Consider the following 14,816-nt stretch of genomic DNA (forward strand, 5'->3'; position numbering starts at 1 on the left):
TGTGGAATTAGTCCCTCGTAAACGTCTTGAGATCTATTCAGGTAGGTCGCACCCAGAACTCGCTGCCGAAGTTGCGCTCCACCTCGATGTACCCTTGGGTCAAGTTGACCTAAGGGAATTTGCAGACGGGGAGATCTACTGTCGCTTTGGCGAGTCGATTAGAGGTAAAGATATCTTTATCATCCAATCACACGCCTACCCGGTAAATTCGGCGATCTTTGAACAATTGAATATGATCGATGCCGCTAAGAGGGCCTCAGCAAAGCGAATTACGGCGGTCTGCCCATACTATGGCTACTCAAGGCAAGACCGAAAGGCCTCGGGTCGTGAGCCAATCACGGCCAAATTGGTGGCTGACGTTCTAGCCACTGCGGGGGCTGACAGGATTATAACTTTAGATCTGCATTCCGGTCAGATCCAGGGGTTCTTTGATGGTCCAGTTGATCATTTGACTGCGATGCCGGTATTGATTGACTATTTGAAGGCCAACCACACCGCCGATACCGTGATCGTGGCTCCCGATGCTGGTCGTGTAAAGGTTGCTTCTCGCTTTTCGCTCTATTTGGACATGGAACTAGCATTTGTGCACAAGAGACGACCTCGTGGCAAAGCCAATGTTGTGGAGGCACTTGATGTCGTTGGGGATGTTGCAGGTAAACGCTGCGTTATTATCGACGACATGATCGATACTGCAGGAACTATCTGCGCTGCAGCCGAGTTGTTGATAAGCCAAGGAGCAGCTGAAGTTTGGGCGATGGCTACGCATGGCATTTTGAGCGATCCAGCGACTAAGCGCCTCGAAGAGTCGCCAATTTCTAAGGTTGTAATTACCAACACCCTTCCGCTTCTTCCTGAGAGGAGGATCGCCAAGTTGGAGGTGCTCTCGGTCGCCCAAGTAATAGCGGCAGCTATTGGCGCAGTCTTTGAGGATACCTCCGTCTCGGATATCTTTGGTGGAGAAAACCTTTCATGACGATTTTGCCCTGCCGGCTATAGAGCGATTAGGGCGGCGTGTTGGCTTTTTACCACTAGGATGCTTTGGGTTATATTCAACTCTTTTTGACGAGTGAATTCATACGTTCTAGTTCTTTGATGTACGCGAGGTTTATTAAAAGTGTCCGATTCCATATTGCAGGCCCTAAGCGGAAGAGAGCTTGGTAGCCGACCTTCAAGTCGCCTTAGAAGGCAAGGTTTTGTGCCAGTAACGATCTATGGAAAGGGAAGCGAACCAAGGTCGATAGCAGTACCTGCTCGAGAACTTAATGCCCTAGTCATTCATCGTAAGCTAATGGGTGCAATTTTGGAGATTGAGATTGACGGAAAGCCTCAGACGACCTTGGTGAAGGATATTCAACGTCATCCAGTTCGGCGAAGCCTTCTTCATATGGACCTTCAATTGCTCTCAGCGAATCAAGAGGTCGTTGTCACGGTGACTTTGGTAGCAGGTGAGGGCGTTGAGCTTGAACTCGACAACCTAGAGGTATCGGGACCAACTTCAGAGATTCCTGCGACTATTGATGTCGGACCGGAGTTACTGGTCGATGGAATGATCTTGGCGTCTGCACTGGGCTTGCCCGCGAAAGTTACACTTCTAACTCCGAGTGATACCGTCGTCGGCAAGGAAGCTGGACTTCGCGAAGCTGAGTAGGTGATCGCCGTTGCGATCTGTTAAATTAGTCTTAGGCCTAGGAAATCCTGGTCGCCAATTTGAGAATACCCGTCACAATTTCGGTGCGATTGTCCTAGATAGAGCCGTCAAGGATCGAGGTCTCAAGCTCATTCCTTCACTTAGAAGCCACAGCCTTTTAGCGGAGGATCGAGATGGACTGGATGTCGTTGCCTTTGCATTCCCTCAAACATTTATGAATAATTCTGGGAATGCTTTGGCGGGCCTATCCAAACGTTATAAGTTAAAGGAAACTTCTGATCTGATCGTCATACACGACGAACTAGATCTCCCACCGGGATCCATAAAGGTAAAACGTGGTGGAGGAGTCGCAGGTCACAATGGATTAAAGTCTATTGTGGCACAACTGGGTTCCTCTGATTTTGTGCGAATACGCGTTGGAATTGGACGTCCGATTGGGACGCAACCGGTTCGCGACTACGTCCTTGCACAGTTGAAGCCGAGCGATCTGGCCGGATATGAAGGTGCATTTGAACTTGGCGTAGCTGCCCTACAGAATGTACTGGGAAAAGGGGTCGATGCCGCAATGAATGAAATCAACAGGAACTAGCGTTTCAGCTTTTATATGTCTATAATCTCTCATCTTGCCAAGGTTTTGGATTCCAGAGGGGTCTTCGATGAGATCTCGTTGTCTCGAAGTAAGAGCGTCTATCTAAAAGAGCCAGGGTTTGCCTTTTTGGTAGCCCGTTACGCTCGTGCTAGGAATGACTCCCAGCGGGTCATTGTGGTAGTGCCTTCAATGGCGGACGCGGAAGTCTTGGCTAGGGACCTAGAACCATTTCAGGACGAATTTTTTGCGGCAATTATGCCAAGTTGGGATACTCTGCCCTTTGAGAGATTGTCTCCACGTCTGGAGACGATGGCTATGCGCCTTAGGTGTCTTTGGGAGTTGACGCATCGGGAGAGCGCTATCTCCAAAACGGCTATTTGGATCGTTCCCGCTCGATCGTTAGCTCAGAAGATCGACCTCTCTAGCCTTGGGTTTACTCCAATTGAGGTCAACGTGGGTTCAACCATAGATATGGCTGAACTCGTTCGATCGCTTGGGGAATTTGGTTATCGACGTGAATATCAAGTTGAGTCTTTAGGTGAATTTGCGGTAAGGGGATCGATCGTCGATCTCTTTGCGCCTGGACTACCGTCGCCAATACGAATCGATTTTTTTGGCGATGAAATTGATCGATTGTCAAACTTCTCACTTGTAGATCAGTTGAGCACAGAAGCGCTTGCTAAGGCTACCATCTTTCCAATACGTGAGTTTCGCCCAAATGCTTCCCAACGTGGCGAGGCGTTGACCTTAGCCGATTCCATGGGGGTCCTATCTGGTATCTTTGAACAGATCTCTCAAGGAATTTACTTCGAAGGAATGGAGTCCTGGACTCCATTTTTCTCATCCTTTGATACCGCGTTTGAATCTTTATTGACCAAGGGTGACACCGTTATTGTGTCTGACTCACCCAGAGTTGTTGAGAGGATCTCCGCAATTGCTTCGGAAGAAGAAGATCTAATCTCGGTGCTAGGTCCAACTTGGGGGCTAAAGAGCGACGAATATTCCAGTGTGACGCTGTATGTACGAGCCGACAATCTCTTTGGCGATTTTGGCGGAGAAGTGATATTCCGCGATTCACTTGCTAGGTCGAGCGATTCAACTGTAATTGATATTGGTGGGGTAGGTCTCGGCGATCATAGAAGTGAGACTATCGTATCGGCCATTCGTAGTGACATGACTGCTGGTTTTTGTGTGTTGGTCAGCGCTGACTCTGCTGCGATGGCGAATCGGATTATCGCTTCCCTCAAGGACGAGGGCGTTGGCGCCTTTGCTATTCGCAATACTAACGAGCTAGAAGTCGCTCTTAGCAATCGACGCCGAGGCGGAGTCGGATGTTTTATCTCTGGGATCGAAGTTGGCTTTCGAAGTGCTCGCGGTGGCTTTGTGGTTATAGGACCTAGCGACTTTACTGGTCATAGGGTACGTCGCACCTCGACCTACTCTACCCGCAGCGCTCGTGGAGTAGGCGCTTTCTTTGATAGCCTTTCCGCGGGCGGTTATGTAGTACATGACTATCACGGAGTCGGGCGATATCTTGGGATGGTGCGACGCAGCATAAGTGGTGTTGAGCGCGACTATTTAGAGATCGAATATCGCGATAAGGCGAAGCTTTTTGTTCCAACCGATCAGATGGGAGCCCTAACCCCATATTCGGGTGGTGATAATCCCACTTTGTCTCGAATGGGTGGCACCGATTGGACAAAGACGAAGGCCAAGGTAAAGGCCTCGGTGGAGCGAATAGCCCAAGAGCTCGTCCTGCTATACCAAAAGCGTTTAGCAGCAGTTGGTTTTTCTCATGCTCCAGATACGAATTGGCAAGTGGAGATGGAGGAACTCTTCCCCTACACCTTGACGCCTGACCAGCAAAAGGCGATAGTCGAAGTGAAAGCCGACATGGAGAGCGATCGACCCATGGATCGTCTCATCTGCGGCGATGTTGGCTTTGGCAAAACCGAAGTCGCTATAAGAGCTGCCTTTAAAGCGGTTCAAGCTGGCAAGCAGGTAGCTATCTTGGTCCCAACTACTCTTCTGGCGCAGCAGCACTATCAGACTTTTTCGGAGAGGTTTTCCCCATTTCCAGTTCGAGTTGAAGTGGTATCGCGCTTTTTGTCGAATTCGGAGGCAAAAGAGATCATTGCCTCTCTAGGTGATAGAAGTGTTGATGTAATTATTGGGACCCATCGCCTTCTTTCGAAGGACGTTAAATTTGGGGACCTCGGTCTTTTGATCGTTGATGAGGAGCAACGCTTTGGAGTGACCCATAAAGAGGCCATTAAAGCGCTTAGCGTCAATGTGGATGTGTTGACCTTGAGTGCCACTCCAATACCCAGGACGCTTGAGATGTCTTTGACCGGTTTGCGCGATCTATCGCTTTTAAATACTCCTCCAGGGTCGCGTCAGCCTATTTTGACCTACGTGGGTGACTTTGACGAAGCCGCTGTTACTGAGGCGATTCGCCGCGAACTTCTTCGCGAGGGTCAAGTCTTTTATGTGCATAATCGCGTGATGGATATAGAAGCGGTTGCCTCGAGGATTCGAATGCTTGTTCCTGAAGCGAGAGTGGCGGTTGCCCATGGCCAGATGGAAGAGTCACACCTAGAGACGATTGTCGAAGATTTTTGGCGTGGCGAGTTCGACGTTTTGGTTTGCACCACCATTATTGAATCTGGAATCGATATGCCAACGGTGAATACATTGGTTGTCGATCGAGCTGAGCTGTTGGGACTAGGGCAGTTGCACCAGCTTCGAGGTCGAGTTGGACGTGCTGGCGTAAAGGCTTATGCATATCTATTTCATGCTCCTAACACCAAGCTTACCGAAGAAGCCTACGAACGGCTCAAGACCATTGGTGAGGCGATAGAGCTAGGTTCGGGTTTTAGGATTGCTATGCGTGACCTTGAGATTCGAGGAGCGGGAAGCCTTCTTGGTCATACTCAAAGTGGCCACATTGCAGCTGTAGGATACGACCTCTACGTCAAGATGGTAAAAGAGGCCATTGCCTATCTAAATGGAGAGGAGGTTGCACTACCGGTTGAATGTCGAATTGATATTCCTGTGAGTGCGACGATACCTCGAAGTTACATTGAAAAGGATGAGATTAGGTTAGAAACTTACAAGGAGTTGGCTGACTGTCAAAATGACGAGGCAATTTCAGCGATTCAATTGGCTTGGCAAGATCGTTTTGGTCCTGTTCCTGATGAAGCCAAAGCCCTCTGCGATGTGACGAGAATTCGTAATCGGGCTCTTTATTTGGCTATGACCGAGGTCAAGGGTGTAATCCAGAGCACGTCATTTCAAAGTAGATTGCGGATTACAATGGTTGGATTTTCACCAGCGTTGAGTGCCCTTGTAAATTTGAGGCGACGCTTTGCCAAAGCAGACTTTAGAGACATCTCTAAGACTCTCTCGATCGAAGTTGATAGTACTTTGGATCCAGTAGAGGTAATTCTCTCCATTATGGATCTACTTATTGAACGTGCTAACATCAAGTCGGCGAGGATAGGTTAGATTCTTAGGGTACCTTTTTGGATGCCAAATTCTTATCAGGAGTATCATGACAGAACCGGAAATTAGCCTTAGCCCCTTGGCTCAAAGTATTGCAACTTTTTTGGCGGAATCAGGATGGGGTATAGAAAGTCAAGATGGTCTTTTGACATGTCTTGGCGGAATCACCACAGACACTCTTGAACTGGGTTATATAGCCACCTTGGCCCCTGACAGCGATCAGATTTTAGTATCCGTTGTCTTCGAGCTTGAGGTCGATGAGACTTTCAAGATGGAGCTGTTGCTCTTGTTGAATGAGATCAATAAGGGTGTGATTCCGGGTTCGGCATCTTATCACTTTGATGACTCGATGGTTGAACTCTGCTCGAGCCTTATCGTTGGCGGTATTGATAATCTAGATGACGCTCAAATTGAAGAGATTGCGATTGAGTCATTCGCTCAGGTTCATGAGATCTTAATTGGTGTAGCGCTTGCGGCTCACATGTCAATAGGCGAATTGGTGAGCGGGGTTGGCGTTGAGTCAGCATTTTCGACCTTCACAAACGCGATTGACACTTTTATCGCCGCTCTGGATTTGGAGTTGGACGAAGAGGAGTAATTTCCAGGTAGAGATAGAAGTTTTTTTAACTTGTGCTTTTGGGATTATCTTGGTTTAAGGACTAAATTGAGATATTGAGCTTGTGTGCCATAGGGTTTTTGAGTGACATATCGCCAGATTCATGGCTTTTCGGCCTTGGTGAAATTGGCTCGGCGCATTTTTGCTTAGATAGAGATTTATAAAGATAGGGTTCAATGTTTATTAGAGGTAATCGCAATAGTTCGATCTTTTCTCGTAAGAGACTTATGGTTGGGGGCGTTTTTGGCGCACTAGCGATCACTGCATCAGCCTGTAATGTGACTCCATATGCCGCTTCGGTAGGATCGAGCTATATCTCTGTATCCTCATTAAATTCAGAGTTGGCATCTTTAGCTGCTAACAAGACTTTTGTATCGAAATTAACAGCCCAAGAACCAGTATTTGCATCTAACAGTGCAGGTTCAAAGGTTTTTTCGACCAAATTTGTTGATCAAGTCCTCAATCGAAGAATCTCCGTCGATCTCATTTCCCAAGCTGTAGCTAAGTTGGGATTGCATATTTCTCCCTCGGAGATGACAGTCGCGAAAGCGACAGCAGTTGGATCATATGGTGGCACCGCTATATTTGACCAGTTTCCTAAGTCGTATCAGGCCATCTTGACTTCAGATACCGCAGATATTACGGTTTTAGAGGCCTATATAACCAAGGCGAATATCTCGATTCCTGCACTTCGCTCCTATTATCAGGCAAATCCAACTCAATTTGATCAGATCTGCGCTGCTCACATTTTGGTACCGACCCTAGCTAAAGCACAATCCCTCCTAAGCCAACTTAGGGCTGGAGCGAGCTTTGTGACTCTAGCTCGGAGCAATTCAACTGATACGAATACCGCTCCTAACGGCGGCTATATTGGCTGTGGGCTCGACGCCAACTTTGCAAGTGCCTTTGGTAGCGCATTTGCCAGTGAAGTGGCCACGGGGGTTCCAAACCAGGCGCTAACTCCAGTGGCGCTCGGTTCTAGTTATTCCATTCCGATGGTCGTTTCGAGGACGCAAATTAGTTTTACCAACTCGATAGCAAATATCGTCTCTGATAAGTTTGGAGCGAATGGGAGCGCGAGCCTAAATGCTTTCATAGCTGGCGAGGCTAAGGGGGCTAACGTGAATGTGAACCCTGCTTATGGAACCTTCAGTATAAATACTTCAAATTCCGCCGTAAACCCTCCTGCGTTGCCCAAGCCATAAAGCCGACTCTGAAGTGCTATCTGAGCGATTGACTCTGAGTGATCGAGATTGCCACGAAAGGTCCCCGAATAGGTGGTAGGTGGATTGAGTTAGAGGGTGAGAGGGTGAGATGGTGAGATGGTCTAAGGATCCCTCTCTTTTTAACATCCAAAGATCAGCCTTTGTGTGGGTGCTAATTGCGCCATCGTCTTTTGATTGTCTTTGGCTAGGTTGAAATGCGTCTGGAGTTCTATGGGATCCCGTTATGGGAAGCCAATCGAAACGCTGTGGAAATTCTATTTTAGCAATAGCTCGACTAAGTGGCTCATGGTCAACTTCGATTGCGACTTTGGGGGCCGGATAATCAGGCGCCTTTAAATTTTTGACGATGCAATTATCCGGCTTCACCCGCTCAAGGCAGCACCTGATGACTAAGGGCTATTTCTATACGTGAAGAGATCAATCAGTAGTGATAGGCAATTTGACATCGGTCCTTTGTAAAAATACTTTTAGTATTGTTGAGACGATAGATCTTATGATTATCGATTCCTTTACCCTTACCCCTTACCCCTTACCCCTTACCCCTACCTCTTCAATTTGGCTGTGGTTTTTGAGCGTGCTGCTACGAGGCAGATTCAATGCCAGCAGTTTTTACCTGGAGCATTGTCGGCTTTCTCTTTTTGTGTAGCTATTTTTAGCTTATGGCACTGAGCAGACTGGAGATTCGTAGAATCATGGCTCAATCGATAAGTCGCACTTGAGCTACTAGGGTTTTTGGTTGTTGGCTGCGAAGTTGCTAAGTAGATTTACCTAGAATTTGGAGATTAAATGGCTTTCTTGACGATCGTCGGCATGGGCCCAGGTGCTGACTCTTATCTAACCCTTGGAGCCATGGCCGAGATTGCCTCGGGCGACCTTGTGGTGTTTAGAACAACCAATCATCCGAGTGCGGCTTCGGTGCTGGATAGCTTGGCTCAAAGTGCTTCGCCAGTTTTTTCCTTTGATCTTCTCTACGATCGATTTGATGACTTTGATACGATCTATGAGACTATGGCCAAGCTTATCGAGGGGCTTGTTCGTCAGCGTGTATCTATAGAGGATTTTGCTCAATCGGCGACTCTAATTCATGGAAAACTAGAGCTAGATGAGTTGAATAAGGTAGTCTTCGTAGTTCCAGGTTCGCCAAATGTAGCAGAGGCGAGTGTGCGCCATCTGTGTGAGATCTTCAAGGATTCTATTCAAGTTGAAGCCGGCGTATCGTTCTTGGACATTGCATTCTCTAGGCTGAATCGCGACCCGTTTGAATCACCTTTAACCTTGGTCGATTCTACAGAGTTTTTGGATCATTTCGATCGATACGCTGGAGATCTTTTGATAGGACAGGTGTGGTCTGAGATCATCGCTATGTCCATAGCGGACCTATTGGTTGGTGCTGATAAGGCCTATTCCATGACGTACCTATATCACTTGGGATTAGATGATGAGCTCGTCAGGGAGATTGGTCTCGCCGAGGTCTCCTCTTTGCCCTTTGACCATTTGACTTCACTTCTTCTGAATGACTTTACTGAATCTTCGGCGAGCGCTTTTACCTCACTTTTGGAGATAGTTCGTGAGCTAAGGGTAAAGTGTCCCTGGGATGCTAATCAGGACCACCAAAGTCTCTCCAAACATTTGGTCGAAGAGGCCTACGAAGTTGTGGATGCTATCGACAAGTTCTATTCAGAGACTTCCAACTCTGGCGCACTCGGAGATGAATTTCTCTCTGATCACCAGATCTATTGCGATGAATTTGGGACAGAACTTGGAGACTTGGTTGTGCAAGTATTCTTTCACGCAGTTATCGCTCAAGAGGGTGGCCTCTTTGACATGCGGTTTGTCCTTGATGCCATTCGCCAGAAGCTGATTCGCCGCCATCCTCACGTCTTTGGTGGTCTCAAGGTGGATGGAGCTAGCGAAGTTGCGAGCAATTGGGAGAAGATAAAACGGGAGGAAAAGCCAGACTCCTCTCCGATCGATGACATTCCATCGTCACTTCCTGGCCTTTTATATGCCGGCAAGGTAATACGAAAGGCGGGTGGTTTTGGCTTTGTGATACCTGAAATGCCGGAGTTGGTCCGCTCGATTCGATCTTTTGGCTCCTTGGAGGAATTTAGCGAAGCGGATCTCCTTGAACTTATATTTGAGATTGTTATGCTTTCCAAGGCGATGGGAGTTGACCTTGAGTCGGGCCTTAGGCTAAGGGCTCGCCAATTTGCAAGTCAGTTTTCAGGGGACGAGGCCGCTGAGTAGCTTTTGGAGGTGATTTGTAGCTCTTAAACCGGGCATTTTGGCTTTCTTTGGGCCTTGGCATTTTCTTTGTGGTTGCAAATGCAACAATAAGCCTATTTTACCAATTGATTCGAGGAGTTTTTTTGTACGGTTTCTAACTAGGCTAGAGGCAATTATCCTCCTTGTTATCTTTCGAACTCTATATCGGAGTTGGCCTTGGCTTGGTCGGTATTAGCTTTATGAACACAGTTGCAATTGATATCCGCGAGGTTCAACGTGGGATCAACGAAGTGAAAAGAGATTGTTAGGTATGACCATAATCAAAGACATTATTGGGAGAGAAGTTCTAGATTCTCGAGGCAACCCTACCGTTGAGGTTGAGGTCAGATTAGATAACGGCGTTCATGCTTTGGCGATTGTACCCTCGGGTGCATCAACGGGATCGCTTGAGGCTCTTGAACTGAGAGACGGCGATGATCGCTATCGAGGCAAAGGCGTACGTAGCGCGATCCAAAATGTCAATGAGGACTTAGCGGCGCTTTTGGTGGGTCGTTCGCCCTTTGATCAACGGGCGATAGATCAAGATATGATCGCCCTAGATGGTACCAAAAATAAAGATCGGCTTGGCGCTAATTCAATTTTGGGTGTTTCGTTGGCCGTGGCTCGAGCGGGAGCCATTTCTTTGGGCCAACCTCTCTATCGTTATCTTGGCGGCGTGAATGCCCATCTTTTGCCAACGCCAATGATGAATGTAATCAACGGGGGTGCCCATGCCGATAACTCTATTGATCTCCAAGAGTTTATGATTATGCCAATTGGCGCTCCGAACTTCGCTGAGGCTCTTAGGTGGGGTAGTCAGACCTACCACGTGCTAGCTTCCCTGTTGAAGGAGATGGGCCTATCGACCGGGGTTGGAGATGAGGGTGGTTTTGCACCAAACTTGAAGGCCAATACAGATGCGCTCTCTATCTTGGTTACCGCGATTGAGAAGGCGGGGTTTGAGCCAGGTGTTGACATAGCGCTTGCTCTAGATCCAGCAGCATCGGAGTTCTATGTCGATGGTTCATATCATCTCGATGGAGAGGGCCGCGTTCTCTCAAGTGCTGAGATGGTGGATTTTTGGGTAGATGCTGTCGATCGTTATCCGATCGTCTCGATCGAAGACGGTATGGCTGAAAATGACGCTCAGGGCTGGAAACTCTTAACGCAGCGTTTGGGGGACCGTATTCAGCTCGTTGGTGATGATCTTTTTGTTACTAATCCAGCTATTTTGGCTTCAGGAATCCAAGATGGGATCGCGAATTCGATCCTGATCAAACTAAATCAGATTGGCACTCTAACCGAAACTTTAGATACGGTTGAGCTTGCTAAGAGATCGGGCTACTCTTCGATTATCTCACACCGTTCAGGTGAGTCAGAGGACACCTTTATCGCAGATCTTGCGGTTGCTACAAATGCCGGTCAAATAAAGACTGGTGCGCCTGCTCGAAGCGACCGTGTGGCAAAGTACAACCAGCTTCTTCGCATTGAATCGGCACTAGGCGCTACTGCTCGCTTCGCAGGAGCATCTCGAGTAAAGAAGTAGCTTTGTGATCTTGCTCTAGTGCATTCCTCTCCAAGGAACGTGCTTATCGACCTTGTGATAACTCAGAGCTCGAGTTTATCAGTTTGATTTGGCCGATTGACACCTCTAGTCGCGGCCAAATCGACGTAGATGTGGACTGGATAATTACAACCATGGTATTGTTATCATGTGACTACTATCGACGCAAAGCCAAAGATTGTCAAGCCTTTTAGGGGCTATTTAATTTTGGTAGCTTCATCTATAGTTTTGGCGGGCATTTTGCTTTGGTCGCCTATCAATGCCTATTTTGTTGCGAAGACAAATCTCACGGCGACGAACACTCAGCTGGCCCAACTTCAACTTCGCCAGAGGCAACTTTTGGCCCAGATAAGTAAGTTGAATAGCCCAAATGAGATTGCCTACCTTGCGAAGGTAGATTTGAATATGGTCTACAGCGGGGCCAAGAGCCTCGCACCACTACCCTCCGGTAGCCCCAACGGTTAGAAATCGTCCCCTGAATTCTTTAGAGTCTTCTCTCTGTAAAATCGGCGATTCTCTGGATTTTCTCTATTGAATATCGATAACCTCCGGAATTTCCATTTTTGGACTGATAGCCTTTTGATTGCTTTGCATGAGTAGTTCGGATGAGAATTGAAATGCTAGAAATTCCATTCACTTTTTGGTGCGTGCGGATTTGGGATATTCATGGAATTGAAGAATATCTGCCATCTTAAAGTCTTACTGATCTTTCTCAGTGGGTGGTTTTGATTGATGGAAAGTGTATATGGGAGGGCTCTCTAACTTCGAATAAGTGGTGGCTATCCTATTTGCGTTTATTACCTCGCTTTAGCGATGCAACTTAGAACTTTGATTTATTGAATCTTTCAAGGAATCCATTTGAAACAAGAGGCCCGAAAAGGTGGTGTACCAGGCTTGGTGCATCAGAGTTGAAATACGGTTCGATTTTAGGGGAGTTTTATGAGTATTCTTGGTAACCGCGTATTGAGGAAAGAGGATCCGAAACTTCTTACCTCCGGGGGTGTTTATGTTAGCGATCTGAAATTTGATGGCATGCTCTATGCAGGATATGTGACTTCATCTATGGCTTTTGCCAAGATATTGACCATCGATGTTACCGAAGCCTTGGACCTAGAGGGCGTGGTAGCTGTCTTTGTAAACAGTGATCTAGAGATTCCACCTCCACCTCCACCTCGAATGTTTAATGCTGCAATGGCTCGAAAGTGGCTCGCTGACGATTACGTGCGCTATGCGGGCGATCCAATAGCATTGGTCGTTGCAACCTCGCAAGCCTTAGTAGAAGATGCTATTGAGCGCGTATTTGTTGAATTCGAGCCATTAGAAGCCGTTATTGATCCGCTTGTAGCACTGCGAGATGAGACCTTGCTCTTTCCAGAGGCGGGTACGAATATCGCAACCACATTTGCTGGTGACTTTTCCGATAAATTTTTTGACGACGCTGATGTTGTAGTTAGATCGAGTTTTGTCAATCAACGGCTCGCTCCAGCACCTCTTGAGGTGAGGGGTGCGCTTGCTCGGTGGCTCGAAGATGATCGCTGTGAGTTTTATATATCCACCCAGGTCCCCCACTCTCACAGGGACCAGGTTGCTGATGCCCTAGGGGTGGATAAAGAGATGGTAAGGGTGATCACTCCCGATGTAGGTGGAGGATTTGGCGCTAAAGGTACGGTTTACATTGAGGAGATTTTGATAGCCTGTGTCTCCCGTGTCTTGGGTAGGCCGATTCGTTGGGTCGAGACACGCAGCCAGTCCATGATGGGATTGGGCCACGGTAGGGCCCAGCACCAAAGAATCGAGCTTGGCGCTACACGGGAGGGCATTATAACTGGCTATCGCCTAGATGTAGTGCAGGATGCGGGCGCATATCCGATGGTGGGTGCATTCTTACCCTATCTGACCAAGGTTATGGGGACCGGCGTTTACCAGATTCCAAAGTATGAGTTCAATTCTGTTTCGGTCCTAACTAATACCACTCCGATCGTCTCCTACAGAGGTGCAGGACGCCCCGAAGCGACTGCTGCTATTGAGCGAGCAATAGATCTGTTGTCGAATGAGTTGGGGATGGATCCGGCAGAATTGCGGTTGAAGAACTTTATTAGGCCAGATCAATTTCCCTATCAAAGTGCAGCGGGATCAAATTACGACGTTGGCGACTACTCCTTAGCACTGGAAGTGCTCTTGGAGAGATCTGACTATAAGGGACTGAGGGAACTTCAGGCACGAAGAGTCGCGGATAAGGATCCAATTTTGTTGGGCCTTGGCCTTTCAACCTATGTAGAAGTCACTAATCCATTCCCCTCGGGTGAGTTTGCCCGGGTGGAGATACTAAAGGACGCAAAGGCGATCGTTTACACGGGGACTTCACCACACGGTCAGGGTCATGACACCTCGTGGTCGATGATTGTCTGTGAGACGCTGGGTATTGCTATGGAGGACATAGAAGTTGTGCATGGCGATACGGATCGAGTTGCACGAGGCGTTGGAACCTTTGGGTCGCGTTCGCTCCAGGTTGGAGGGAGCGCGGTACTAAATGCTAGCGAGGAGATTGCTGACAAAGCGCGGGAGTTGGCTGCGAGTTTACTGGAAGCTGATCCGGCTGACGTAGTCTTTGATGTCGCCGTAGGTGGTGCTTACATTATTGGTACCAAGACCAAAGCAGTCACATGGGCGAAACTATATGAAGCTTCGTCGACAAAGGGCATCGATCTCTTTGCGGAGGTGGACTTTAATCCTGATGGATCTACCTATCCCTTTGGTGCCCATTTGGCAGTTGTCGAGGTTGACAGTGAGACGGGCAAGGTGTCGATTTTACGCATGATAGCCGTGGACGATGCGGGCAGATTGCTAAATCCGCTACTTGCAGAGGGCCAAGTCCAAGGTGGTCTCGGCCAAGGAATTGCTCAGGCGCTTTTAGAGGAGGTCGCCTATGATGAATATGGAAATCCAACAACTTCTAACTTTAGCGATTATGGGGTAATCTCTGCCACCGAACTTCCACTCTTTGAAGTATTCCATACTCAAACCCCAACTCCGAGGAATCCCCTTGGAGCCAAGGGTATTGGGGAGTCCGGCACAATTGGATCGACTCCAGCCGTTTGGAACGCGGTAATCGATGCTCTTAGTGTGTTTGGGGTAACCACCATAGAGATGCCGACTACGCCAATGCGCGTATGGCAGGCAATCTCAACCGCTAAAAAAAATTAGTTGCGTTAAAACTTCTGATCCCCTAAAAAAATTAAATGGCCTGCTCTTCTTATGGGGGGAGAGAAAGCAGGCCTACAAACTTTGGGGGAAGTTGTATTAATTATAACTATCGGATTGGGAGTTTTATTCCTTTAGATCTAAAAGTTAAAGTTAGCACCTATCAAACGCCCAATATATGATTTTGATCCCAAGTTGATGGG

Annotated in this window: 10 protein-coding genes; all 10 read left to right on the forward strand. The window is 47.9% G+C overall.

The features are described from left to right. Position 1: 1 nt before the first annotated feature. The 10 genes from ACIDITHRIX25_RS000000102350 to ACIDITHRIX25_RS000000102395 all read left to right on the forward strand — a co-directional run bounded on the left by ACIDITHRIX25_RS000000102350 (position 2) and on the right by ACIDITHRIX25_RS000000102395 (position 14,616). A complete protein-coding gene (locus ACIDITHRIX25_RS000000102350) occupies positions 2–973 on the forward strand; it encodes a ribose-phosphate diphosphokinase (RefSeq protein WP_052605164.1) in 972 nt (323 codons plus the stop codon). Positions 974–1,114: 141 nt separating this feature from the next. Further along, complete coding sequence (locus ACIDITHRIX25_RS000000102355; RefSeq protein WP_082058551.1) at positions 1,115–1,648, forward strand: hypothetical protein; 534 nt, start codon at positions 1,115–1,117, stop codon at positions 1,646–1,648. A 10-nt stretch (positions 1,649–1,658) separates the two neighbouring features. Further along, entirely contained in the window at positions 1,659–2,237 is a 579-nt protein-coding gene (pth, locus tag ACIDITHRIX25_RS000000102360; RefSeq protein WP_201732088.1) for an aminoacyl-tRNA hydrolase, read from the forward strand. A 15-nt stretch (positions 2,238–2,252) separates the two neighbouring features. Next, on the forward strand, positions 2,253–5,744 hold the full coding sequence (gene mfd / locus ACIDITHRIX25_RS000000102365) for a transcription-repair coupling factor (RefSeq protein WP_052605161.1): 3,492 nt from the start codon (positions 2,253–2,255) through the stop codon (positions 5,742–5,744). A gap of 46 nt (positions 5,745–5,790) precedes the next feature. Beyond that, positions 5,791–6,339 (forward strand): YbjN domain-containing protein, encoded by a 549-nt coding sequence (locus ACIDITHRIX25_RS000000102370; RefSeq protein WP_052605160.1) that lies wholly within the window; start codon positions 5,791–5,793, stop codon positions 6,337–6,339. 194 nt (positions 6,340–6,533) lie between these two features. Beyond that, positions 6,534–7,562 carry a peptidylprolyl isomerase gene (locus ACIDITHRIX25_RS000000102375; protein WP_052605159.1) on the forward strand — a complete coding sequence of 343 codons (1,029 nt, stop codon included), beginning with the start codon at positions 6,534–6,536 and terminating at the stop codon, positions 7,560–7,562. Between the two features lie 807 nt (positions 7,563–8,369). Continuing rightward, positions 8,370–9,830: a MazG nucleotide pyrophosphohydrolase domain-containing protein gene (locus ACIDITHRIX25_RS000000102380; protein ID WP_052605157.1), complete on the forward strand. Its 1,461-nt coding sequence runs from the start codon at positions 8,370–8,372 to the stop codon at positions 9,828–9,830. A 289-nt stretch (positions 9,831–10,119) separates the two neighbouring features. Next, the gene (eno, locus tag ACIDITHRIX25_RS000000102385; RefSeq protein WP_201732089.1) at positions 10,120–11,394 is read left to right on the forward strand and encodes a phosphopyruvate hydratase; all 1,275 of its coding nucleotides are present in this window, start codon (positions 10,120–10,122) and stop codon (positions 11,392–11,394) included. A gap of 168 nt (positions 11,395–11,562) precedes the next feature. Next, positions 11,563–11,877 (forward strand): septum formation initiator family protein, encoded by a 315-nt coding sequence (locus tag ACIDITHRIX25_RS000000102390; protein ID WP_052605155.1) that lies wholly within the window; start codon positions 11,563–11,565, stop codon positions 11,875–11,877. Positions 11,878–12,351: 474 nt separating this feature from the next. Continuing rightward, entirely contained in the window at positions 12,352–14,616 is a 2,265-nt protein-coding gene (locus ACIDITHRIX25_RS000000102395) for a xanthine dehydrogenase family protein molybdopterin-binding subunit (RefSeq protein WP_201732090.1), read from the forward strand. Positions 14,617–14,816 lie beyond the last annotated feature (200 nt).

The organism is Acidithrix sp. C25, assembly GCF_904848545.2.